The organism is Tenacibaculum ascidiaceicola (assembly GCF_047470925.1).
GTDB lineage: Bacteria > Bacteroidota > Bacteroidia > Flavobacteriales > Flavobacteriaceae > Polaribacter > Polaribacter discolor.
Window position 1 is genome coordinate 81584 of record NZ_JAZKJP010000011.1, and the last position, 21752, is coordinate 103335.

Consider the following 21752-nt stretch of genomic DNA (forward strand, 5'->3'; position numbering starts at 1 on the left):
TTTTTCTTCTGAGGTTTTATAATTGTTTTTGATTTTTATGCTTCTCTATCAACTCCAATATTTTCTTGCCTCTAGCTTTACAACCTTTACTTTCATGAATTACTTTAGTACGAATTAGATGTTCTAACTCAGGATGAACCCAATCTTTTTGTAAACCAAATAAAAACAAAGTACTCATGGTGTAGGCTTTCACTGCTGTTTTTTGGTCGGTAATTAACCAATCAAACCCAGTTTCTATAATTAAATCAATATCAGTTTCTGTTAACTGTTCTTTTATACCATTGGTTGTTTTTGAGGAAAAAGCAGTTGCTAAATGCTCACAAATTTTAGCACATGGTCTTACAGCACTGTCAAAATGTACTCTAGATATATTTTTTGTAAAAAGATTTAAATAAGGAATAATATGTTCAATTCCACTATGTGTACAAATCCATTCCAGTACCCAAGCAGCTTTAATAGATAGTTTATTATCAACATCAAAAGTAATATCAACTAAATATTTCACTAATTCAGGTTGAGCTAACACAATATTTGCAGCATTATTTCTGTTTACTCTAGCAGGATTATCAACATTTTCTAACACAGAAATTAAAAAATCAATACTCATATTGGTATGGTTTATGTAAATTTGAAATGTAAAAGAAATTATAGTATGATAAATATAAAAAGGATATTTTCAACAGCACTTTTATTAGCAGCCTTTTTTACAACAGCTGCACAAGCACAAAAAATTAATCAGTTTGATGCAAATGGTAAGAGACATGGAGTATGGAAAAAGTATTACGATGATAATAAAAATAAAATAAGATACTCAGGTGAATTTAAAAATGGAAAAGAAGTAGGAACATTTAATTTTTACGAGCCTAACTCTTACGGAGTACCTTCTATGTCTAAAGAGTTTTCAGCAAAATCAGATAGTGCATTTGTACAGTTTTTTACACCAAAAGGAAAAGTAAAAACAAAAGGATGGATGATAGGAAGAAAGAGAGTAGGTAAGTGGACGTATTATTTTTCAGATGGAAAGCTTTTTTCTGAAGAAGAGTATGTTGACGGTAAATTAGATGGAGTTCTAAAAAACTATTATAGAAATGGTAAATTAACGGAAGAAAGTATTTATAAAAATGGTGAGAAAAATGGACTTTCTAAGATTTTTACTGAAGAAGGAGTGATGATTGAAGAAGTGTATTATGTTGATGGAAAACTAGAAGGAGAAGGAAGATATTACGACTTAAAAGGAGATTTAAAAGAAAAAGGAATGTATAAAAACGGTAAAAGAGACGGTAAATGGCAATTTTACATGGATGGAGAAGTTGTTACCGATAAGAGAAAAAGAGCTGTACATTCAATACCTAAAAATTAATCTATAGAGATAGAGAAGATAAATATAAGTTTATCATCTTTTATAAAGTAACGCAGTGGAGAATAAGAGTTTTATTTTCTGACTGGTTAATTTCAAAAGATTCTAAGAGAAGGTAAGAAACTAAGACATATCACTGTCCATCAATTTTTACAATGAAGTCATCAATTATTTCCATAATAAAAACATTTATTATTTCGTAAATTTGCAGCTTCAAAAGTATAAAATGCAAAGAGTAGTAGTAGGACTTTCAGGAGGTGTAGATAGTAGTGTAACTGCGTATTTACTAAAAGAACAGGGATACGAAGTTATTGGGTTGTTTATGAAGAACTGGCACGACGATTCAGTAACCATTTCTAATGAATGTCCGTGGTTAGAAGACAGCAACGACGCCATGATTGTTGCAGAAAAATTAGGAATTCCTTTTCAAACAGTTGATTTAAGCGAACAATACAAAGAACGTATCGTTGACTATATGTTTAACGAATATGAAAAAGGTCGTACACCTAATCCTGATGTATTATGTAATCGTGAAATTAAGTTTGATGTGTTTATGGACATCGCATTAAGTTTAGGTGCTGATTATGTAGCTACAGGACATTACTGTAGAAAAGCAGAAGAAATTATTGATGGAAAACCTGTATACAAGTTATTAGCTGGAAAAGACACTAATAAAGATCAATCATATTTTTTATGTCAATTATCACAAGAGCAACTGTCAAAGGCATTGTTCCCAATAGGAGAATTGACAAAACCAGAAGTTCGTGAAATAGCAAAAGAGGCAGATTTAATTACAGCTGATAAAAAAGACAGCCAAGGATTGTGTTTTATAGGAAAAGTAAGACTTCCAGACTTTTTACAACAAAAACTACAACCGAAAGAAGGAGATATTGTCCGAATTCCAGACGAATTTGAACAGTACAATCGTTCAATTCCAGAATTTGAGAATAAAGAGGCAGAATTGGAATATTTTTCAACTAAATTCTCTTATAATAAAGAAGATGGAAAAGTAGTAGGAAAGCATCAAGGAGCACATTATTTTACAAAAGGTCAGCGTAAAGGGTTAGCAGTTGGAGGAACCAAAGAACCATTGTTTGTAATTGAAACCGACGTAGATACCAACATTATTTATACTGGAGAAGGAAAAAATCACCAAGGGTTGTATAGAAGTGTATTATTTGTATCAAATGAAGAATTACACTGGGTGCGTGAAGATTTAGCTTTACAAACTGGTGAATCTATGGAGGTAGAAGCACGTATTCGTTACCGACAACCTTTAGAAAAAGCTACGTTGTATAAAGTTGACAACGGAATTTATGTAGAGTTTGAAAATCCACAATCAGCTATTCAAGAAGGGCAGTTTGTTGCTTGGTATAAAAACGAAGAACTGTTAGGTTCTGGTGTAATTTCGTAACTTTTTCACACATAAAAACATAAACATACAACCTCGATTTTTTCGAGGTTTTTTTGTGCTTCCTAGCTAATGATTGTACATTTACGCTATGCAAAACAGAATTACCAAACTATTTAATATACAATATCCAATCGTTCAAGGTGGAATGATTTGGGTAAGTGGCTGGAAGTTAGCTTCTGCAGTGTCAAATGCAGGTGGATTAGGATTAATTGGAGCAGGATCTATGTATCCAGAAGTACTTCGTGAACACATTCAAAAATGTAAAAAAGCAACAGATAAACCTTTCGGGGTAAATGTGCCAATGTTGTATCCTGATATAGAAAAAATCATGGATATTATCGTTGAAGAAGGAGTAAAAATCGTGTTTACTTCTGCAGGTAATCCAAAAACATGGACCTCTTTTTTAAAGGAAAAAGGAATTACAGTAGTTCATGTGGTAAGTTCAGTAAAATTTGCCTTAAAAGCAGAAGCAGCTGGAGTAGATGCTGTAGTATGTGAAGGATTTGAAGCTGGAGGTCATAACGGACGTGAAGAAACTACTACGTTTACGTTAATTCCTATGGTAAAAGAACAAGTTAAAATTCCAGTAATTGCAGCAGGAGGAATAGGTTCAGGTAGAGGAATGTTAGCAGCAATGGTGTTGGGAGCAGACGGAGTACAAGTTGGAAGCCGTTTTGCAGCTACTGTAGAATCTTCAGCACATGACAACTTCAAAAAAACAATTGTTGAAGTAAAAGATGGAGGTACACAACTAACGTTAAAGGAACTCGCACCTGTACGTTTAGTGAAAAACAAATTCTTTCAAGAAGTTCAAGAATTATATCAACAAAACCCAACGATAGAACAATTAAAAGAATTGTTAGGACGTGCACGTGCTAAGAGAGGTATGTTTGAAGGAAACTTGGACGATGGAGAACTAGAAATAGGTCAAGTAGCAGGGCTTATCCATGAAATTAAACCTGCAAAAGAAGTTTTAGAAGCAATTGTAGAAGAATACCAGCAAGTGAAAAAAGAGCAGTTGTTTTAGGTAATGTTTTTATTAGAAAAGTATATTGGAAGGAGAGGTTATCGATTTTATTAAGCTTAAGTTAGGTTATATTGTTTTAGATACATCCGAATCGTTTGATTTAATAGGTACAGATGGCTTAGATGCAGAAACTTTTTTTTATGATTTTGAAAGGTATTTTAATGTTAATATGACAAGCTTCGAATTTGATAGATATTTTTCTAAGGAAGACCCATTTCATAAACTATTAAGAAATAAGTTTAAATTTTTTGGAAAGCAAAAACATTTTTCAGTAAAACATTTGATAGAGGTAGCTGAACTTAGAGAATGGTTTGATCCTATATAAAAGAACCAATACTAAAAAAAGTGATTTTTTTATAAATTTCTAGTTTACATTAATTCATTTTATGAAAAAAAATATTGATTCTTATATAAGGTTCATAAATAATTTTGAATTAGCTTTTAAGAAAAAATACAAAGGAAAAAAAGATATATGGGCAGAAATAGATAAGACAATCCCTAGAAAAGGGGTTGTATTTAACTATGGTTATTATTTTCATGGAAAAGGTTGCAGAGTAGAATATAATAATACTATCTGTGAATATGATTTTGGTTTATTGGAAGGAAAAGTAATCAATTTTTCTATTTGGAAATTATATAAGTTTATAGAAACAAATCCAGAGCTATCAAATGTAAGTATGGATGATGTATATTTTGGAACTCTAGGTTTAATTAGTGAAGGAATTGTTTCAAGGTTTATTCTAAGTGGAATTGATACAAAAACATATAATATAGATAAGAATTATGTAGATAGAATATTATATCCTTATTGATTTACTTATTTAAGGTATTTATAATAAATATAAAGAAGTAAAAATAAATTAATAGATATGAATAGTAGTTATATGAAGTATTATGATTAATACGCTATAAATAATCCCACATAAATAAGACCTCAACACTTTTGAGAACTAACAAATTTCTCTTTAATAATTTGAGCAACAGGTTTATTTTCAATCTTACTTTCAAGCCACGAAAGGATGTCTAAATATAAAAAAGCTCTTTTTTCATAAGGATGATTCTCATAAACCTTAAGGCGACTGTGTACTTTTTTTAACTCCTTTTTTATTTGATGTGGAAACACATCTCCCAACGCTTTTATAGAAGAAATAAACTCTTTTTGAACCTCTTGTAAATTTTCCATTTTAAGTAAAAAACGATAGGTATCTTTAAACTGTCGCTCCAAATCATAATCTAAGCCACACTCGTAATGAGCAATTAAAGAAAGTACTCTGGCAAAACACTGTAGATCGTTAGCTACTTGAATATTTTTAGGTTTAATTATTTTATTTAAATACAAAATACACTCTTTGTTTTTACCCATACCAAAGTACAAACAAGCAATTTTGTAGTAAAAAACTACAATATGATGCGTATCTAAACGGTCTTTGTACTCATCTATTTTATCATTAATAATATCTACTAGGTATTCACCTTCAGAAAAGTTGCCTTCTAAGAAATGTAAGTGTAATTTATTAGCATAATAGTATAGAAAAGTTAAGATTTCAGTATTGCTATTTTGCGGAATACTTTTCTCTTCAATTTCCTCTTCAAAAGCAGAAAGCTCTTCTTTAAACTTATCATAATGCTTTATAAAAAATAAGCTCTCTAATAAGTAGTTCTTTCCTTTTAAATAAAAAACAGGATGCAAAGAAATATTCTTAGTATCATGTTTAAATAAATCTACCCATTTATTAGCATACTTATAACTCTGTAAAAAATCTTGAGTTAAAAAGCTATGCCACAAATGTGCTTTGTATAACCATAACTTTTCTCTAAAACCCAATTCTTCATATGTATATTCAGGAAGTTTAGAATAAAAGTAAGTATTTACTCGTTGCAGTTCTTCATCGTTTTTTACGTAGCCATTTTTAAGCAATGTTCCATACAGTTGTAGCGACAAGTTTGATAATTTACTGGCGATAACATTTTGCATGCTAAGCTCTTTTGCCTGAATAGTTAATTCGTCAGAACGCGTATCAATACTTCGGGTTATATACTGACTTTCAATGACTTTTTCAAGCTCAACAATTTCATAAGCAACATTCTTTTCTTCATTTTCAACCGCCATATTTTTTGCTTTGTCAAGCAGTTTTAAACTTTGCTTGTACAACCCTTTTTGATATAAAACTGTAGCAAAATCTAGTTGCTCACGTATTTGAATTCTAATGTTTTTATGAGCAGGATTCATACGAAGACTAGTTAGTATTTGCTTGTATAAATGAGCTTTTAGGTTAGATAATTGTTGTTTACTCACCACACCGCTATCAATAATAGCCTTTTCGTTATAACTCTTTTGTTTTTCAAGTAATTTAAAAAGCGCAAAAAATTTAGCATCTACATTACCTCCTAAACGACCAACATATAAATTAAACTGACGTTTTTCTGACTTCGATAAAGACTTAATCAAAACAAACAAAGCGTCATTTTGTTGGTTGGAGAATGTAATTGGTTTACGCATAACTTTTTGTTTTTCAGTATTTTATTGTTGTTTTTTGTCGTTTTGATATCGTAACTAACTCATTAAAAAAGAGCTTGCTAGAAAAGCCAATATATACATTTGGTTTTTATTTTGATAATCATATTTAGATTTATGCAAAGCGATAAAATTCAAATTTTCGATACCACATTACGAGACGGAGAGCAAGTCCCAGGATGTAAATTAGATACCCAACAAAAGCTAGTTATTGCCGAAAGACTCGATTTTTTAGGAGTTGATGTAATTGAAGCAGGCTTCCCAGTATCAAGCCCAGGAGACTTTACTTCGGTACAAGAAATAGCTAAATTAGTTAAAAGTGCTACTGTATGCGGATTAACAAGAGCCGTTAAAAAAGATATTGAAGTAGCAGCAGATGCTTTAAGATTAGCTAGCAAACCTAGAATTCATACAGGTATTGGTACTAGTGATTCACATATTCAGTATAAATTCAATGCTTCGAAAGAAGAAGTAATTAGGCGAGCAAAAGAAGCTGTCTCGTACGCAAAAAACTTTGTAGACGATGTAGAGTTTTATGCAGAAGATGCAGGTAGAACCGACAACGCTTTTTTAGCTAAAGTTTGTGAAGAAGTTATAAAATCAGGAGCAACAGTGTTGAATATTCCTGATACTACAGGGTATTGTTTACCTGAAGAATATGGAGCGAAAATCAAGTATTTAAAAGACAATGTAAAAGGCATTGAAAATGTAATTATTTCATGCCATTGCCATAACGATTTAGGCTTAGCCACAGCAAATTCTATTGCAGGAGCTATTAATGGTGCGCGTCAAATAGAATGTACGGTCAATGGAATAGGAGAGCGTGCAGGAAATACGGCTTTAGAAGAAGTAGTAATGATTTTAAAACAGCATCCATATTTAAATCTTCAAACAGATATTAACACCAAATTACTATACGATACAAGTATGATGGTTCGTGAACGCATGGGAATGCCTGTACAACCTAACAAAGCCATTGTAGGAGCAAATGCCTTTGCACATAGCTCAGGAATTCATCAAGATGGAGTTATCAAGAATCGTGAAACGTATGAAATTATCAATCCAGCAGATGTAGGAGTCACAGAAAGTGCTATCGTATTAACCGCAAGAAGCGGAAGAGCAGCCTTAGCATATCGCGCAAAAAAGATAGGATATGAGCTAACCAAAATTCAGTTAGATACAGCTTATAAAACGTTCTTACAGTTTGCTGATAGACAAAAAGAAGTAATCGACGAAGACATTCATCAGATTATGAAACAAGTAAATAAAATTTCAAAAATAGCCATAGCTTAATGGGAAAGACATTATTTGATAAAGTATGGGATGCGCATGTAGTGGATACTGTAAAAGACGGACCACAAATATTATACATAGACAAACACTTAATTCATGAAGTAACCAGTCCGCAAGCTTTTAACGAGTTAAAAGAGCGTAATATTCCAATTGCACGACCAGACAAAACAGTAGCAACAGCCGATCATAATACACCAACCGTAAATCAACATTTACCAATAAAAGATGAATTATCAAGGCAACAACTAGAGCAATTAACACAAAACTGTAAAGAAAACGATATTACTCTATATGGTTTAGGACATCGATATAATGGAATTGTACACGTTATGGCTCCCGAATTAGGGATAACACAACCAGGAATGACTATGGTTTGTGGAGATAGTCATACATCAACGCACGGTGCTTTTGGTACTATTGCTTTTGGTATAGGAACAAGTCAAGTAGCACAAGTATTTGCAAGTCAATGCTTATTGTTAGAAAAACCTAAGAGCATGCGTGTAACTGTAAAAGGTAAACTTAAAAATGGAGTATTACCCAAAGATGTAATCTTATATATTATAGCGCAATTAGGAACAAATTCAGGTACAGGATATTTTTGTGAATATGCAGGAAATGTATTTGAAGAAATGTCTATGGAAGGTCGTATGACCGTGTGTAATATGAGTATCGAAATGGGAGCAAGAGGAGGTATGATTGCTCCTGATAAAACCACTTTTGAATATATTAAAGAACGTGAGTTTGCACCAAAAGGAGACGAGTTTGATAACAAAGTAGCTTATTGGAACACATTAAAGACTGATAAAAGTGCAAAATTTGATAAAGAATACACTTTTAAGGCAGAAGACATAGAACCAATGCTTACTTACGGAACTAACCCAGGAATGGGTGTAAAAATTTCAGAAAACATTCCCCAATTTAATGATGCTTCCTTTGAAAAGTCGTTACAGTATATGAACTTTAAAAAGGGAACATCATTAATTAATACACCTGTTAATTATGTATTTATAGGAAGTTGTACAAACTCTAGAATAGAAGATTTTAGAGTAGCAGCAAACTATATAAAAGGAAAGCAAAAAGCAGCGAATGTAAATGCGTGGTTAGTACCAGGATCACAACAAGTAGCAAAACAAATAAAACGAGAAGGTTTACAAGAAGTTTTTGAAGCAGCAGGATTTCAGTTACGACAACCAGGTTGCTCAGCATGTTTAGCAATGAATGACGATAAAATACCAGAAGGAGAATACTGTGTATCAACTTCAAATAGAAACTTTGAAGGACGTCAAGGACAAGGAGCAAGAACCATTTTAGCAAGTCCGTTAATGGCTGCTGCAACAGCAGTAGAAGGAAAAATAACTGACTTTACAAAACAATTAAACTAATGGAGAAATTTGTTAAACTAATAGATACGGCCATACCATTACCGACGGAGAACATAGATACCGATCAAATTATACCCGCACGATTTTTAAAATCAACTAATAAAGAAGGATTTGGAGACAATGTGTTTAGAGATTGGCGCTACAATAAAAATGGTAGTTTAAATGAAGACTTTGTTTTAAACAATACAAATTATACAGGAAGCATTTTAATAGCAGGAGATAATTTCGGATGTGGTTCAAGTAGAGAACATGCTGCATGGGCATTAGCAGGCTACGGATTTAAAGTAGTCATCAGTAGTTTTTTTGCAGATATTTTTAAAGGAAACGCACTTAATAACGGAATATTACCAGTACAAGTACCCAAAGAATATTTAGCAAAACTGTTAAAAAAAGTAACGGAATTACCAGACACAACTATTATAGTTGATTTAGAAAATCAAAAACTAAAAACCCCCATAGGTAATGTAGATTTTGAAATAAACCCGTACAAAAAACTATGTATGATAAATGGTTATGACGATATAGATTTTTTAATCAGTAAAAAAGATACAATAACGGCTTTTGAAGCAACAATGATATAAAAAGTAAAAAGATGAAGTACAATATAGCGGTAATACCAGGAGATGGAATAGGACCAGAAGTAACAGAGCAAGCAAAAAAAGTGCTTAGAGCTGTTGGTAATGTGTTTGATCACACATTCTTATTTAAAGAAACATTAATGGGAGCCTGTGCTATTGATAAAACAGGAAATCCATTGCCTGATGAAACCATTGAGTTGTGTAAAAAGAGTGATGCTATCTTATTTGGAGCCATTGGAGATCCAAAATATGATAATGATCCTACAGCAAAAGTACGTCCAGAGCAAGGATTACTACGTTTAAGAAAAGAATTAGGACTATTTTGTAATGTACGTCCTGTAAAAGCGTATGACACGTTAATTCATAAGTCACCTTTAAAGAAAGATAGAATTGAAGGAACAGATATTGTTATTTATAGAGAGCTAACAGGAGGAATCTATTTTGGTATTAAAGAACTGAGTGATGATGGAAAGCATGCTTTTGATGGTTGTTCTTATACTGTAGAAGAAATAGAGCGAATGGCACATTTAGCTTTTCAAGCAGCTCAAAAAAGACGTAAAAAACTAACGTTGGTAGATAAAGCCAATGTATTAGAAACCTCAAGGCTGTGGCGTAAAACTGTTGGAGATTTAGCAACTCAATATCCTGACGTTGAAGTAGACTATTTATTTGTTGATAATGCAGCGATGAAGTTAATTTTAAACCCAAAAGATTTTGATGTTATTTTAACCGAAAACCTTTTTGGAGACATTCTTTCTGACGAAGCAAGTGTTATAGGAGGTTCTATAGGTTTGTTAGCTTCCGCTTCAGTAGGAAAAGAAAATGCGTTATTTGAACCTATTCACGGATCTTTTCCACAAGCAAAAGGAAAAGACATCGCTAACCCATTGGCATCTATACTATCATCTGCGTTATTGTTAAGACATTTAGAATTACATACAGAGGCAGATACAGTAGAGAGTGCTGTTCAAAAATCATTAGAACTGGGTATTACTACAGAAGATATTAATTCAGAAAACCCATTTTCAACTTCTAAAGTAGGAGATTTTATAGCAGACTATATTTATAATCAAGAAGATAGTGATATGAATTTCCAAAACATACATATGGGGCAAAGCACCATTATATAGGTAGTAAAAACTATAAATAATTATGTAAACTTCCTTTAACCACCATGGTTAAAGGAAGTTTTGTTTATAAGTGTTTGGTAGTCTGTTTGTTAGTTGTTTAAAATTATTATGTATTGTTTAATATTTAATATTTTATGATTTTTCTGTTTAAATATTCTTTTTTTTAACGTTTTTTTTGGTTTTGTTTTAAAGATATGAATCTAAAGTGTAGATTTACAGCGAATTAAAAAACCCTTCATATTATGAGAAAAGCAAAGTTAGCCCTAATTATGGGCTTATCTGCAGGTGTATTCTTCACCTCATGTTCAAGTGAAAACGAACAAATTAAAAACCCTGAAGCTATAGAGCAATCTGGCGACAACCCAGGACTTAAACCAATACCTCAAGAGGTAGTTGATGCAGTAGCCAAATTAGAGCTAAATGTAGATCATATTCGTTATGACAATTTTTACTTCCCTGATGGAACTTCAGAAGTACGTTTATTTTTAGAGGAAGATGTAGTAATGACAGAAGATCAGTTGTTTGCTATGGCTAAAGCTAAAGATCAATCTGCTCGTCAATACTCTACCAACAATTTGGTATCTCAGGGTAGAAATATTTCTATCGTAGGATACACAGGTGGTGGTGGATATGGTCTTTCTAGTAAAGAGCAAACAGCATTACAATGGGCGGTAGACAATTACAACCGTTTAAGTGGTGTATCTATTAGCTTTACATTAAGTTTTGGAACCAACTACAGTAACAAAGATATGGTAGTATACCATAATCCAACTCAATCTGGAGCAGGTGGTAGTGCAGGTTTCCCAAGCAATGGCTTACCTTACAAGTTTGTACAAATATATGGTTTGAACAACTACGATACGAATGTTGTTGAGCATGTAATTACACATGAAATTGGACACTCAGTTGGATTTAGACATACAGATTGGTTTAGCCGTCAAAGTTGTGGACAAAATACCAATGAAGGTACTGCAGGTGTTGGAGCTAACCATGTATCTGGTACACCAACAGGATACGATTCAACTTCAGTTATGTTAGCGTGCTTTAGCTCTAACGAAGACGGAGAGTTTAATGGTAACGACATTACAGCATTACAAAACATGTACTAAGAAATAACTAACCTTAATACATAGTGTAAACCACCGATTAAAAGTCGGTGGTTTTTTTATTGCTAATATTCCTTAGTTTATCATTTATTTTCCTGAGCTTATAAAAAAAATGTTTTTAAAAACGTGAGTCCAAAATACTTTTGAGGCATCTAATAATAAAAACATACCATGATGAACACAAAAAAAGAACTTATTTTTTTAAGAACATTTGCAGTAAGTATAACAGCATTAATAGGAGTTTTAACTACTGTAGCCTTTAAAAATAAAGAGAATACACAATTTGATACTATTGATGTAAAAAGAATTAATATCATAGAAAATGATGGAACAGTAAAAATGCTAATTACAAATGCAGCAAACTTTCCTAGTAAAGGCGATAAGATTAATGGGAGAGTTTATCATGAAAGAAAAAAGAGAGCAGGAATGCTTTTTTATAATGAAGAAGGTATAGAGTGTGGCGGATTTATTTATGATGGTAAAAAAACTGAAAAAGGACATAGTTCGGGATTATCATTAACATTTGATCAGTATGATGGAGACCAAGTAATGCAGCTCATAACTACTGATGCAAAGAGAGATGGAAAAAGATACAAAGCAGGTAGGTTAGTTTTTAATGATAGAGGAGATAATGAAACCCAAGAAATGACTCAAAAAATAAGTAAAGAATTAAGAGCTATTAATAATCCTGCTGAGAGAAGAGCTAAGTTTAAAGAGTATCAACAAAAAGGAATGATAGGTGGAGTGCCAAGAGTAGCTTTAGGGCAAACACCAGGAAAACAAAATGGATTATTTTTATACGATTCTAACGGAAAAACAAGAGCTAAGTTTATTATAGATGAGGATAATAAAATAAAATTAGAAGCCTATGATGAGAAAGGAAATACAGTAAGTACTTGGCCAGAAGTTAAATAGAAATACTAGAGTTTGCGGTGAGATTCAATCAGAAGTTTCATCGCAAATTTGATATATTTGTGAGTACTGATATGAAAACAAACACATCCTTTTTTAGAGAAAATGCTACATTTTTAATCTTTCTCTTTACCTTTTGCTTAATATTTATTTTAAAAAATCAATTTGGGAATTCAGATTCTTGGAAAGATTTTATCTTTTATCCTGATGCTCCCTTTTGGTATTTCTTTAAAGCAGTTTTTATTTTTTGGTGGGTTAGTTTTATTAAAAAGAGTATTAATAAAAACTCAAAAAAACAAACTTCATTAAGTAGAAGATATGTGCATTTTTTTGGAATAGGCTTGTTAACATATTTAGTGATAGGAAATAGTTTCGGATTAATTGTTGCGTTCATTTTTGATACCTATTCCAGAAACTTTGGTTCTGTTTATCATATAATATATGTCAATATAAATTCTGTAATTGACTTTATTATTTTTGGAGGGTTTTCATTAGCCTACTTGTATTATAAAGAAAATGTTGCTTATCAAAAACAGGTAGCTGCCTATGAAATAAGTAAAGCTAAAAATGAAATAACACAATTAAAAACACAATTAAACCCTCACTTTTTGTTTAATAATCTAAATATTTTAGATCAACTTATTGAAGAAGATACTCAAAGAGCTTCTTTATTTTTAAATCGTTTTGCAGAATTATATAGATATAGCTTACATAGTGCAGATAAACAACTGGTTACATTAAAAGAAGAGTTGTTTTTTACAGAGGGGTATTTTAAGCTAATGGAAGAAAAGTATGAAGGTTATTATAAACTAAATATAGCACCAACTTTATACACAAAAAACATTGTAGTACCTCCATTTTGTTTACAAGTTCTTATAGAAAATGCAATCACTCACAATAAAGGAACCTCCGAATCACCCGTAGATATTACTATAACAGAGGATGAAGGAATTAAGGTAACAAATAATAAAGCACTATACGCTACAAGAAGAAAAGGTAATGGAATGGCGTTGATTAACTTATCAAAACAATTTGAGTTACTTGCTGAAAATACTATTAAAATACGTGAAACTAAAAAGGAGTTTGAAGTCGTTTTACCATTAATACCATCTCATAAATCTGTATAAAAATGATAAAAGCACTTATTGTTGAAGACGAATTACCAGCCAGAAAAAAGCTTAAAAAATATATAGAAAGTTATCATGAACCTATCACTGTGGTAGATGAGTTTGAAACGGTAGAAGAGGTGCTTCAGTTTTTTGAATCAACTTCTGATATTGACTTAATTTTTTCTGATATAGAATTACGAGACGGCAATGTTTTTGATGCTTATAATAAGCTACAGATTCAAGTACCAATTATTTTTATAACAGCATACAATCAATTTTGGATGCATGCTTTTGAAACCAGTGGTATAGAGTATTTATTAAAACCTTATTCGTTTGAACGTTTTGAAAAAGCAGTAAATAAATATTCAAGCTTAAAAAGTTCAATGAAGGATGAAAGTAACCATAATGTTTTGCAAAAATTAGATGCTTATCTAGCAAATCAAACAGCTCAAACACCTAAAAACTATCAAGATTTTATTGCTGTTAAATCTTCTCAGTATACCTACTTCTTAAAGATGGAAGAGGTAAAGTATTTTCAAGCAGATTATGGAATTGTAACAGCATACGATATAAATAATAAAAAACATGTATTAAATCAATCTTCTTTAAAAGCATTAGAAGAAATAATAAATCCTAACGTGTTTTTTAAAATTAATAGAGGCGAACTACTCAATAGAAACTATATAGAAAAGATAAGTAGGTATAATAAAAATGTAGTAGCCATCAATCTAAAAAACAGCAAAACAGTTTTAAAAACCAGTCAAAATAAAACAGCAGAGTTTACGAAGTGGTTAGGATTATAAAATAGGCAATTACCGTCATTCCGAAAGATAATGAGGAATCTCTCTCAAACGAAAAAAATTATTTGGCTTGTTGTTCGTAATAAAAACAAAGCAGCTTAGATAAACACCCAAACTGCTTTTGTTTATAGCATTATTCTACATGCGTAAAAATCTTAGCTACAATTTTCCAATCATTTCCTATTTTAGTTAGAGATAGGTAGTCGTAATAATTATAACCCAACATAGGTACATGTAACTTTACCATGGCAATTTTCCCCATAATATCAACTCCAATAATTTTCATGTTAAAAGATTCCTTCAAATCATTTGGACTTTGTCTGTTGGCAACACCTTCAATATAGGCTTCAGCACTTTTAAAATAGTCAGTCCCTTTAATATCTCCGTAAATAGGAGTATTGTTATGAAAACATGCTCGAAGTTTTTCAGTATCTCCATAAAAAATACCCTCAAAGTAGTTCGTTACTAAAAGTTCTATTGCTGTTATATTCTCTTTATACATATTTTTAGTTTTTAAATAGCATGACCAATAGTATGTCCACCAGCCACATTCATAGTTTCACCTGTAACAAAATTTGAAAAAGCTAAATAATAAGCAGCTTCAGCAATATCAGTTACCTCACCAATACGGTTTAGTAAGTGTAATCCTGCCAAACTATCAGCATCTTCAATACCTATTTTACTTTGCAACGGACTTCTAATAATACCAGGAGCAATCGTGTTTACTTTAATATTATCATTCCCAAATTCAGCGGCTAACTGTCTGGTTAAGGCATGAATAGCACCTTTGCTCATTAAAGGAGCAGTAGCAGGAAAACCAGCAATAGCATGGTCTACCAATACGGTTCCTATATTTATAATCGCCCCGTTTTTTTGTGCTACCATACTAGGAATAACAGCTTGAGAAGCAAAGTAAGTTCCTTTTAAATTTACGTTCCAATACAACTCTAAATCGCTTTCTTCAACCTCTAAAAAAGGTTTAGGAGCAAAGATTCCAGCGTTGTTAATTAATACATCTATACTGTTAAACTTTTCTAAAGCTAAGGCTACTAATCGCTTACTTGTTTCTTGTTTACTAATATCTCCAACAAGAAGCGCTGCGTTTGAAGGACTTCCGAACTCCTTATAAGCTTTTTGTAAGTTTTCTTCGCTAGAAGCATTCATTACCACATTGCATCCTTTTTCTATAAAAAGTTTAGCAATTTCTTTACCAATACCAGTTGAAGCTCCTGTAATAATTGCAGTTTTATTTTTCATGAGTCTTATTTTTTAGTTCCTAAATATTGTTTACCATCATGTCCCCAATTACCCATAGGAACTTCTTCAATAACAATATGGGTAGTTGCAGGATTTTTCTGAAGTACATCAACTAAAAGCTGTGTAGTTCCTTCAATAAGTTGACGTTTTTGTTCTTGAGTTACTTGTTCGTCAGTAACTTTAATGTTTACAAAAGGCATAATAATATGTTTTAAAATTATGTTACAAAGTTGCAATGCAAGCACAACTTTACACAGGAGCTATGTCACACCTTTAAAGTGATGTATGTCACATACAAACAATAAGAAATATTAAAAACTAAGAATTAAGCCTGCTAAGAGTTTCTCTAGAAACCCCTAAATAAGCAGCAATCATTTTTTTAGGAACACGTTGAAAAAGGGTAGGGTATTGTTCTAAAAGTTGGTCGTATCGTTCTTTTGCAGAATTTTGTAAGAGCGATACAATTCTTTTTTGAAGAGCTATTCTACCCATTTTACTCTTTTTAGCCCAAAAGCGTTCCATTTTGTGCATGGTAGCAGTAAGTTTATCACGGTTTTCATAAGTGATATATAGTAGCTCAGAATCCTCAATGCAATCAATAGCCGTTTTAGACGGTAGTTGCTTTACAAATGACTCGTAATCGGTAATCCACCAATTTTCCATAGCAAATTGTAAAATATGTTCTTTACCGCTATCTTCAATAAAATAACTCTTTACACAACCTTTTATCACCCAATACTCTTTATTGGCAGTTTCGCCTTCTTGCAGTAAGTATTGATGTTTACGCTTAGTAACAGGCTGAAAAAAACTTAGGATATAAGTAAATTCCTCATCGGTAAGAGGAATAATTTCTTCAATATGTTGTCGTAAAGGATGTGTCATTTAATAAAGAGTATGCTATTTTCTTTTTATTGTATGCAAATATACTTGTAAAGTAAGTAGTATTTAGAAAATGTTTTTACATACCGTCATTACTAATGCGGTATGAGGAATCTGTAAGTAGGTAACTCTAAACTTAGAGATTGCTTCGTTATCACTCTCAATGACGTAAACCTATACAATAGTACACTGTCATTCCGAACGATAGTGAGGAATCTCACTAAAAAGTGTTACCCTTATTCTTTTATTGTCCGTCTTGATTTTTATTTCTTTTTATCAAGAAAAAGAATATAAAACTCCTTTTTATCGTTATCACTCGCAATGACGTAAACCTATAGAATAGTATACCGTCATTCCGAACGATAGTGAGCAATCTCACTCCAAAGTATTACACTTATTCTTTTATTATAATCACTGTCAGTTCGAGTGATTTTTATTGAGTGATAACGAAGTAAAAATTGTATCGAGAACTATTAGAAAACTTCTCGATACAAAATTATTTTTATTTCATTTCAATAATTTTACTCGAAGTGACACTGGATGATAAAAAGAATATAGAACAAAGAGCCTAAAACAAAGACCTATAAAAAAGTCTTAACTCTAACAGCGAAGCGGTCTGTTCTCTTGGCTCTAAAAAACAACCGTCATAATGAGGAGCGATAGCGACGTGGTTATGTTAAAGATCGAATACTAAAACAGTGTTAACAAAAGTACCTTATAAGTACAAACAAAGTACACGCTCCGTATTTACTTAGTACAAAGAGATTTAATGAAAAATATTCTAGTTTTTTAAGTGGAAAAATTGTAGGTTTGATACGTTGAAATTGCTAAGGATTACTTCAACAAGAAAAAAATATAACTAAAAAGCGATGCTATGAAATATAGAACTATGCTGTTGTTTAACAACAGAGAGATAGAAGTACTAACCTATAACTTTGGTTTTAATAGAAACATCAATACTTCTGACCAACCTACAAGCTCTGCTAACTTTGCAGGTTTAGAATTAGAAATTGAATCTGGTGGTAATACAGATATTGAAGAATGGGCATGTAAAGAAAATGCTATAGACCAATTAGAATTAAAAATCTACTATCCGTATTTAAAAGGAGGCTCTAAAACAATGACTTTCTTTGATTGCTATCTTAAAAAGTTTGAAACTATTTTTTCTAGTACAAACGATCAACCGATAAAAGACCGATTAATTATTACATGTGCTGGAGTAAAAACACCTAACTCTTCGATAGAATATACAACACATTGGAGAAAAACACTATCTGGTACACAAAATGAAGTAACCAATAATGGTAGTACTGTTTCAAGTGACGGCACAAACTTTAGTGTAACCCCAAAATTATCGTAATATGCCAAGTTTTGTCCCCCTAGGAATTGCTGATTACAGCGGAAATAGTGAAAGAGGCTTTGTACAATTTACTTACCAAATAGCCGATAATAATGCCAAAGAACTAACGCTACAAATTAGAGATGGAAGCTCGGTGATATATGAAGAAAAAATAACCGATGCCAACAAACTAAAACAAGGAGAACACATTTGGAAATGGGATGGGTTTGATAGCGGCGGAATTTTAGATACTGCTAAACTAACACAATACGAAAATTTAAATATGTATACTATTGGCGTAGATAGTTCAAATAACTACAGTAGAAAAAAGTTAGATTTTAGTATGCGTTACGATGAGGTAAAATGGGTTGATGTAAAGATTGATAAAAACTCTAAAAGAATAGATGTTACATTACGTGTTAACCTAAAAGATGGAGGAGCAAGAGGAATAGAGTGTTATGAAAAGGATATTGACCCAGATCCAAAACTTAGAGTTCCAATGGAAGTATGTCCGTGGGATAAGATACCACAAGAAGCATTATCTTATTATGGTAAGTCTCCTATTAAGAGTAGAACAAAGAGCTTTGAAGAACTGAAAAAAATGGCTTTAGAAGGGATTAATAAGTATTGGAGTAGGCACAGTAATAACATAGGGAAAGGTGTAAATATAAATGGAGAGTTTTATGAACTTTATGTAAACTCCATAAATGAAACTAACCCAAGGTTAAGCCTTAATGATGTTCCTTTAATTTATAATACAAATAACCCTTGGTCTCGTTCTGGAAATACAGGGGGTAGTTACGATGATAATAATTTTGATGATGAAGTTATGGGGTTATTACCTGATGGTCTTGTACAGAGGATTTCTTTTAATGTAGGGTATATTCAGAGAGACTATTGGAAAGACTATGCTGAAAATCATTGGTTTTATAAAATAAGAGGGTGGAGTTTTGTGGAGGAAAATAAGGAAGAAGAAGAGTTTAAATTCACTTCAGCACATGAAATAGGTCATGAAATTTTGCAAGCTTATGGTGGAACCATATATTCATGGCAACATAAAGGAAGTTCTTATTATGTACCTCAAGATACCAAACCAGTAGGAAAAGAATCTTTTAAAGAAAAATATATCAATATAGACTATATGGAAGAATCTAAAGGTGAGAATACCCCTGTATCTGGAAAAGAAATTGATTTAATGAAGTATTATAATGATTATTCTGGTTATAAAAGCAGAATAGTAGCTGATGAAAAAGATGTTAAAGGAATTTTGTGGTTAACTAAAATAAAGATAAGATGAGAAAGATTATATATTACATATTAGTAATCAGTTTATCATACAGTTGTACCCATAAAATAGATTGTGAAATAGTAGGGTATATTCAAACTGAAAAAGAAAGCAAATTATCAGAAATAGAAATAGGTCAAATGGCTAAAAATTCTCCGATAAATTATACAGAGCTAAAATTAGGTAAAGTAATTATCGATGAAAAGGGTTTTTTTAGTTATAAGATTAGAAAAGTAAAAAGAAGGTCAGATAAAAACTTCCTCTTATACTTCAAAAAAGAAGGATTTAATAAATTAATAGTACCAGTTAATCTGTACGATAATGTATTTATTAATTTAGATACCTTAATACTAAAACAAAAAGAGGGATAGTATAAGGTGTTAAATAATATTTTAGATTATTTTGACTAGTTAAACTAGAAATATAATGAAAAAGCTGATTGCTATTACGAGTCTAATTTTTTTAGTGAGTTGTAATAATCATGTAAATGTGAAGATTAAAGGACATATTACTACAAGTAATGACTATAAAATAAAAAAGATAGAGGTTGGTCAAAAAATAGTACACTCTCCAATGAGTTCCAGTTATTCAAAAATACTAGATTTAAAGTTAACAAAGGATGGTTATTTTGAATTTGAAATTCAAAGAAAGGAAATGAAAGGAGACAGTAATTTTGCTATTATATTTAAAGAGGAAGGATATGAAACGGAATACAAGTTTGTAGATATAAGAAAAGAGAAAGAAATTGATTTAGGTACAGTTCTTCTAAAATTAAAAGAATAACATTAATGTGGTATGAAAATGAGAAGAATAGTTTATGTATGTATCCTTTTACTCGCTGTATCTTGTTCCAAACATAAGTATTATTTCTCACCTTTTATTCAAGGAAATATTTATGATGTTAAATCTAAGAAGCCAATAGATAGTGTGAAGCTATCAATAAATTTATTAGAGAAAAGTACTTTAAAAGTAGTTTCACAAAGGGAGACTTTATCTAACAGCGATGGTTTTTTCTCATTAAACTCAGACCATATACTGTATACAGGAGATGGAAGAGAAGAATCTTCTCTTTTTGATGGGAGGTATACGAGTTTTTTAATACTTGAAAAAAGAGGATGTAAAAAAGACACTATACAAATAGAAAAATACTGGAAACGAAATGACACAATTGCTAAACTGGATTCAATCTTCCTAAAACCACTTGAAAAGTAAACGTATTCTACACATGTTATGCAGCTAAAATGAAAAACGTATTATTACTAACACTATTACTTTTAACAGTTTCTTGCAAACAAGAACTATGTGATTGTTATCACGGTTATGTATTTGATGAAAATAAAAAACCAATACATAATGTAAAAGTTTATGAAGAAGCTGCGAAGTCGAACTCTACATACACAGATAAAGAAGGATATTTTAAACTAGATAGAGATTCTTTTATAGCAAATTTAATTTTTAGAAAAGAAGGGTTTGAAATAGATACCATAAGCCCTTATATAGAGTTTAGATGGGGTGATAAAATAATCTTTATAACTAAAAAGTCAGACACTTTGTTTATGAGAAAAATAAAATGAAAAATATATTATTTATAGTGCTATTAATACCTATTTTCATTCAATGTGAAAAAAGAATAAACTATTATCAAGGGTATTTATATGATACAAATAATAATCCTATAGAAAACCTAGTAGTATATGAAAAGTATAATAAAAAAAGTTTTTCAAGAACAAATAAAAAGGGCCTTTTCAAAATAAAAGTAAAGAATAGACTGTGTCATTTTTTAATTATAGAACAGAATGGTACTACAACAATTGATTCTATACAAATTATAGGAGTTCAAGGAGGAGAGAAAATAAAATATAGTTTTATTAATGGAAGAAACGATACCCTTTTTATAGATATGAGTAGGTTTAAATAGTTGTAAAACCTCATTCAAGGATGCTAGCATACCTTTTATCGTCATTACGAGGAAGATATGACGAAGTAATCTCCTTATTTAGAACTTCAAACATAAAGATTTAGTTACGCTAAAACTTACGGTTTCTCCCTCTGGTTGAAATGATATTAACAAACAGAAAACCGTCATTCCGAACGGAAGTGAGGAATCTTATTCAAAAGAGTTATCCCTATTCTTTTATTATAATCACTGTCAGTTCGAGTGATTTTTATTGAGTGATAACGAAGTGAAAATGGTATCGAGAACTATTCGAAAACTTCTCGATACAAAATTATTTTTATTTCATTTCAATAATTTTACTCGAAGTGACACTAGATGATAAAAAGAATATCGAACGAAGACCTATAAATAAGTCTTTACTCTAACAGCGAAGTGGTCTATTCTCTTGGCTCTAAAATAACCGTCATAACGA

General features: G+C 31.4%; 26 protein-coding genes. 20 read left to right on the forward strand and 6 right to left on the reverse strand.

The genetic code is table 11. The features are described 5' to 3' along the window. Positions 1-16: 16 nt before the first annotated feature. Positions 17-607 (reverse strand): adenylosuccinate lyase, encoded by a 591-nt coding sequence (locus VBY68_RS11555; RefSeq protein ID WP_415269819.1) that lies wholly within the window; start codon positions 605-607, stop codon positions 17-19. Positions 608-652: 45 nt separating this feature from the next. On the opposite strand from VBY68_RS11555, the gene VBY68_RS11560 reads away from it, so the two are divergent. The 5 genes from VBY68_RS11560 (at position 653) to VBY68_RS11580 (ending at position 4610) form a co-directional block, all read left to right on the forward strand. Next, positions 653-1360 (forward strand): toxin-antitoxin system YwqK family antitoxin, encoded by a 708-nt coding sequence (locus VBY68_RS11560; protein WP_415269820.1) that lies wholly within the window; start codon positions 653-655, stop codon positions 1358-1360. Positions 1361-1544: 184 nt separating this feature from the next. Further along, positions 1545-2771, forward strand: coding sequence for a tRNA 2-thiouridine(34) synthase MnmA (gene mnmA / locus VBY68_RS11565; protein WP_415269871.1), 1227 nt, complete (start codon positions 1545-1547; stop codon positions 2769-2771). An 88-nt stretch (positions 2772-2859) separates the two neighbouring features. Then, positions 2860-3798, forward strand: coding sequence for an NAD(P)H-dependent flavin oxidoreductase (locus VBY68_RS11570; RefSeq protein ID WP_415269821.1), 939 nt, complete (start codon positions 2860-2862; stop codon positions 3796-3798). Between the two features lie 25 nt (positions 3799-3823). Continuing rightward, positions 3824-4123, forward strand: a complete 300-nt coding sequence (locus VBY68_RS11575; RefSeq protein WP_415269822.1) for a DUF1493 family protein — start codon at positions 3824-3826, stop codon at positions 4121-4123. A 61-nt stretch (positions 4124-4184) separates the two neighbouring features. Then, complete coding sequence (locus VBY68_RS11580; RefSeq protein WP_415269823.1) at positions 4185-4610, forward strand: DUF6896 domain-containing protein; 426 nt, start codon at positions 4185-4187, stop codon at positions 4608-4610. Positions 4611-4732: 122 nt separating this feature from the next. On the opposite strand, the gene VBY68_RS11585 is transcribed toward VBY68_RS11580, so the two are convergent. Beyond that, positions 4733-6298 carry a hypothetical protein gene (locus tag VBY68_RS11585; protein ID WP_415269824.1) on the reverse strand — a complete coding sequence of 522 codons (1566 nt, stop codon included), beginning with the start codon at positions 6296-6298 and terminating at the stop codon, positions 4733-4735. A 132-nt stretch (positions 6299-6430) separates the two neighbouring features. On the opposite strand from VBY68_RS11585, the gene VBY68_RS11590 reads away from it, so the two are divergent. The 8 genes from VBY68_RS11590 (at position 6431) to VBY68_RS11625 (ending at position 14626) form a co-directional block, all read left to right on the forward strand. Then, positions 6431-7606: a 2-isopropylmalate synthase gene (locus VBY68_RS11590; RefSeq protein ID WP_415269825.1), complete on the forward strand. Its 1176-nt coding sequence runs from the start codon at positions 6431-6433 to the stop codon at positions 7604-7606. After that, positions 7606-8988 carry a 3-isopropylmalate dehydratase large subunit gene (gene leuC, locus VBY68_RS11595; RefSeq protein ID WP_415269826.1) on the forward strand — a complete coding sequence of 461 codons (1383 nt, stop codon included), beginning with the start codon at positions 7606-7608 and terminating at the stop codon, positions 8986-8988. Before VBY68_RS11590 ends, leuC begins: the two co-directional genes overlap by 1 nt. Then, positions 8988-9569 (forward strand): 3-isopropylmalate dehydratase small subunit, encoded by a 582-nt coding sequence (leuD, locus tag VBY68_RS11600; RefSeq protein WP_099216198.1) that lies wholly within the window; start codon positions 8988-8990, stop codon positions 9567-9569. Before leuC ends, leuD begins: the two co-directional genes overlap by 1 nt. Positions 9570-9580: 11 nt before the next feature. Continuing rightward, positions 9581-10696, forward strand: coding sequence for a 3-isopropylmalate dehydrogenase (gene leuB, locus VBY68_RS11605; protein WP_273694311.1), 1116 nt, complete (start codon positions 9581-9583; stop codon positions 10694-10696). A gap of 242 nt (positions 10697-10938) precedes the next feature. Further along, on the forward strand, positions 10939-11805 hold the full coding sequence (locus VBY68_RS11610; RefSeq protein WP_099216196.1) for a M57 family metalloprotease: 867 nt from the start codon (positions 10939-10941) through the stop codon (positions 11803-11805). Between the two features lie 168 nt (positions 11806-11973). After that, positions 11974-12717 (forward strand): hypothetical protein, encoded by a 744-nt coding sequence (locus VBY68_RS11615; RefSeq protein WP_415269827.1) that lies wholly within the window; start codon positions 11974-11976, stop codon positions 12715-12717. 71 nt (positions 12718-12788) lie between these two features. Next, entirely contained in the window at positions 12789-13841 is a 1053-nt protein-coding gene (locus tag VBY68_RS11620) for a sensor histidine kinase (RefSeq protein WP_415269828.1), read from the forward strand. 2 nt (positions 13842-13843) lie between these two features. Further along, a complete protein-coding gene (locus VBY68_RS11625) occupies positions 13844-14626 on the forward strand; it encodes a LytR/AlgR family response regulator transcription factor (RefSeq protein ID WP_415269829.1) in 783 nt (260 codons plus the stop codon). A gap of 130 nt (positions 14627-14756) precedes the next feature. Here the strand turns inward: VBY68_RS11625 and VBY68_RS11630 are convergent, their stop codons facing one another. From VBY68_RS11630 to VBY68_RS11645, 4 genes are all read right to left on the reverse strand, one after another. Next, a complete protein-coding gene (locus VBY68_RS11630; protein ID WP_415269830.1) occupies positions 14757-15125 on the reverse strand; it encodes a nuclear transport factor 2 family protein in 369 nt (122 codons plus the stop codon). Between the two features lie 11 nt (positions 15126-15136). After that, positions 15137-15880, reverse strand: coding sequence for an SDR family NAD(P)-dependent oxidoreductase (locus tag VBY68_RS11635; RefSeq protein ID WP_415269831.1), 744 nt, complete (start codon positions 15878-15880; stop codon positions 15137-15139). Between the two features lie 5 nt (positions 15881-15885). Then, on the reverse strand, positions 15886-16080 hold the full coding sequence (locus VBY68_RS11640) for a tautomerase family protein (RefSeq protein WP_073183706.1): 195 nt from the start codon (positions 16078-16080) through the stop codon (positions 15886-15888). 118 nt (positions 16081-16198) lie between these two features. Then, positions 16199-16762 carry a Crp/Fnr family transcriptional regulator gene (locus tag VBY68_RS11645; RefSeq protein WP_121147261.1) on the reverse strand — a complete coding sequence of 188 codons (564 nt, stop codon included), beginning with the start codon at positions 16760-16762 and terminating at the stop codon, positions 16199-16201. A gap of 871 nt (positions 16763-17633) precedes the next feature. Here VBY68_RS11645 and tssD point away from each other — a divergent pair. The 7 genes from tssD to VBY68_RS11680 are packed head-to-tail and all read left to right on the forward strand — an operon-like array spanning position 17634 to position 21301. Continuing rightward, complete coding sequence (gene tssD / locus VBY68_RS11650; RefSeq protein WP_124591113.1) at positions 17634-18119, forward strand: type VI secretion system tube protein TssD; 486 nt, start codon at positions 17634-17636, stop codon at positions 18117-18119. A 1-nt stretch (position 18120) separates the two neighbouring features. Next, on the forward strand, positions 18121-19395 hold the full coding sequence (locus VBY68_RS11655) for a hypothetical protein (protein ID WP_415269832.1): 1275 nt from the start codon (positions 18121-18123) through the stop codon (positions 19393-19395). Continuing rightward, positions 19392-19754, forward strand: a complete 363-nt coding sequence (locus tag VBY68_RS11660; RefSeq protein WP_415269833.1) for a hypothetical protein — start codon at positions 19392-19394, stop codon at positions 19752-19754. Before VBY68_RS11655 ends, VBY68_RS11660 begins: the two co-directional genes overlap by 4 nt. Before the next feature lie 55 nt (positions 19755-19809). Further along, positions 19810-20166: a hypothetical protein gene (locus VBY68_RS11665; RefSeq protein WP_415269834.1), complete on the forward strand. Its 357-nt coding sequence runs from the start codon at positions 19810-19812 to the stop codon at positions 20164-20166. Between the two features lie 18 nt (positions 20167-20184). Then, complete coding sequence (locus VBY68_RS11670) at positions 20185-20595, forward strand: hypothetical protein (RefSeq protein ID WP_415269835.1); 411 nt, start codon at positions 20185-20187, stop codon at positions 20593-20595. A gap of 29 nt (positions 20596-20624) precedes the next feature. Beyond that, the gene (locus VBY68_RS11675; protein ID WP_415269836.1) at positions 20625-20957 is read left to right on the forward strand and encodes a peptidase associated/transthyretin-like domain-containing protein; all 333 of its coding nucleotides are present in this window, start codon (positions 20625-20627) and stop codon (positions 20955-20957) included. After that, complete coding sequence (locus tag VBY68_RS11680) at positions 20954-21301, forward strand: hypothetical protein (RefSeq protein WP_415269837.1); 348 nt, start codon at positions 20954-20956, stop codon at positions 21299-21301. The genes VBY68_RS11675 and VBY68_RS11680 overlap by 4 nt, the downstream gene beginning before the upstream one ends. The last annotated feature ends 451 nt before the right edge of the window (positions 21302-21752 follow it).

Coding starts and splice junctions, on each gene's coding strand:
- VBY68_RS11555 (WP_415269819.1), bottom strand. CDS start 607: ATGAGTATTGATTTTTTAATTTCTGTGTTAGAAAATGTTGATAATCCT.
- VBY68_RS11560 (WP_415269820.1), top strand. CDS start 653: ATGATAAATATAAAAAGGATATTTTCAACAGCACTTTTATTAGCAGCC.
- VBY68_RS11570 (WP_415269821.1), top strand. CDS start 2,860: ATGCAAAACAGAATTACCAAACTATTTAATATACAATATCCAATCGTT.
- VBY68_RS11580 (WP_415269823.1), top strand. CDS start 4,185: ATGAAAAAAAATATTGATTCTTATATAAGGTTCATAAATAATTTTGAA.
- VBY68_RS11585 (WP_415269824.1), bottom strand. CDS start 6,298: ATGCGTAAACCAATTACATTCTCCAACCAACAAAATGACGCTTTGTTT.
- VBY68_RS11590 (WP_415269825.1), top strand. CDS start 6,431: ATGCAAAGCGATAAAATTCAAATTTTCGATACCACATTACGAGACGGA.
- leuC (WP_415269826.1), top strand. CDS start 7,606: ATGGGAAAGACATTATTTGATAAAGTATGGGATGCGCATGTAGTGGAT.
- leuD (WP_099216198.1), top strand. CDS start 8,988: ATGGAGAAATTTGTTAAACTAATAGATACGGCCATACCATTACCGACG.
- leuB (WP_273694311.1), top strand. CDS start 9,581: ATGAAGTACAATATAGCGGTAATACCAGGAGATGGAATAGGACCAGAA.
- VBY68_RS11610 (WP_099216196.1), top strand. CDS start 10,939: ATGAGAAAAGCAAAGTTAGCCCTAATTATGGGCTTATCTGCAGGTGTA.
- VBY68_RS11615 (WP_415269827.1), top strand. CDS start 11,974: ATGATGAACACAAAAAAAGAACTTATTTTTTTAAGAACATTTGCAGTA.
- VBY68_RS11620 (WP_415269828.1), top strand. CDS start 12,789: ATGAAAACAAACACATCCTTTTTTAGAGAAAATGCTACATTTTTAATC.
- VBY68_RS11625 (WP_415269829.1), top strand. CDS start 13,844: ATGATAAAAGCACTTATTGTTGAAGACGAATTACCAGCCAGAAAAAAG.
- VBY68_RS11630 (WP_415269830.1), bottom strand. CDS start 15,125: ATGTATAAAGAGAATATAACAGCAATAGAACTTTTAGTAACGAACTAC.
- VBY68_RS11635 (WP_415269831.1), bottom strand. CDS start 15,880: ATGAAAAATAAAACTGCAATTATTACAGGAGCTTCAACTGGTATTGGT.
- VBY68_RS11640 (WP_073183706.1), bottom strand. CDS start 16,080: ATGCCTTTTGTAAACATTAAAGTTACTGACGAACAAGTAACTCAAGAA.
- VBY68_RS11645 (WP_121147261.1), bottom strand. CDS start 16,762: ATGACACATCCTTTACGACAACATATTGAAGAAATTATTCCTCTTACC.
- tssD (WP_124591113.1), top strand. CDS start 17,634: ATGAAATATAGAACTATGCTGTTGTTTAACAACAGAGAGATAGAAGTA.
- VBY68_RS11655 (WP_415269832.1), top strand. CDS start 18,121: ATGCCAAGTTTTGTCCCCCTAGGAATTGCTGATTACAGCGGAAATAGT.
- VBY68_RS11660 (WP_415269833.1), top strand. CDS start 19,392: ATGAGAAAGATTATATATTACATATTAGTAATCAGTTTATCATACAGT.
- VBY68_RS11665 (WP_415269834.1), top strand. CDS start 19,810: ATGAAAAAGCTGATTGCTATTACGAGTCTAATTTTTTTAGTGAGTTGT.
- VBY68_RS11670 (WP_415269835.1), top strand. CDS start 20,185: ATGAGAAGAATAGTTTATGTATGTATCCTTTTACTCGCTGTATCTTGT.
- VBY68_RS11675 (WP_415269836.1), top strand. CDS start 20,625: ATGAAAAACGTATTATTACTAACACTATTACTTTTAACAGTTTCTTGC.
- VBY68_RS11680 (WP_415269837.1), top strand. CDS start 20,954: ATGAAAAATATATTATTTATAGTGCTATTAATACCTATTTTCATTCAA.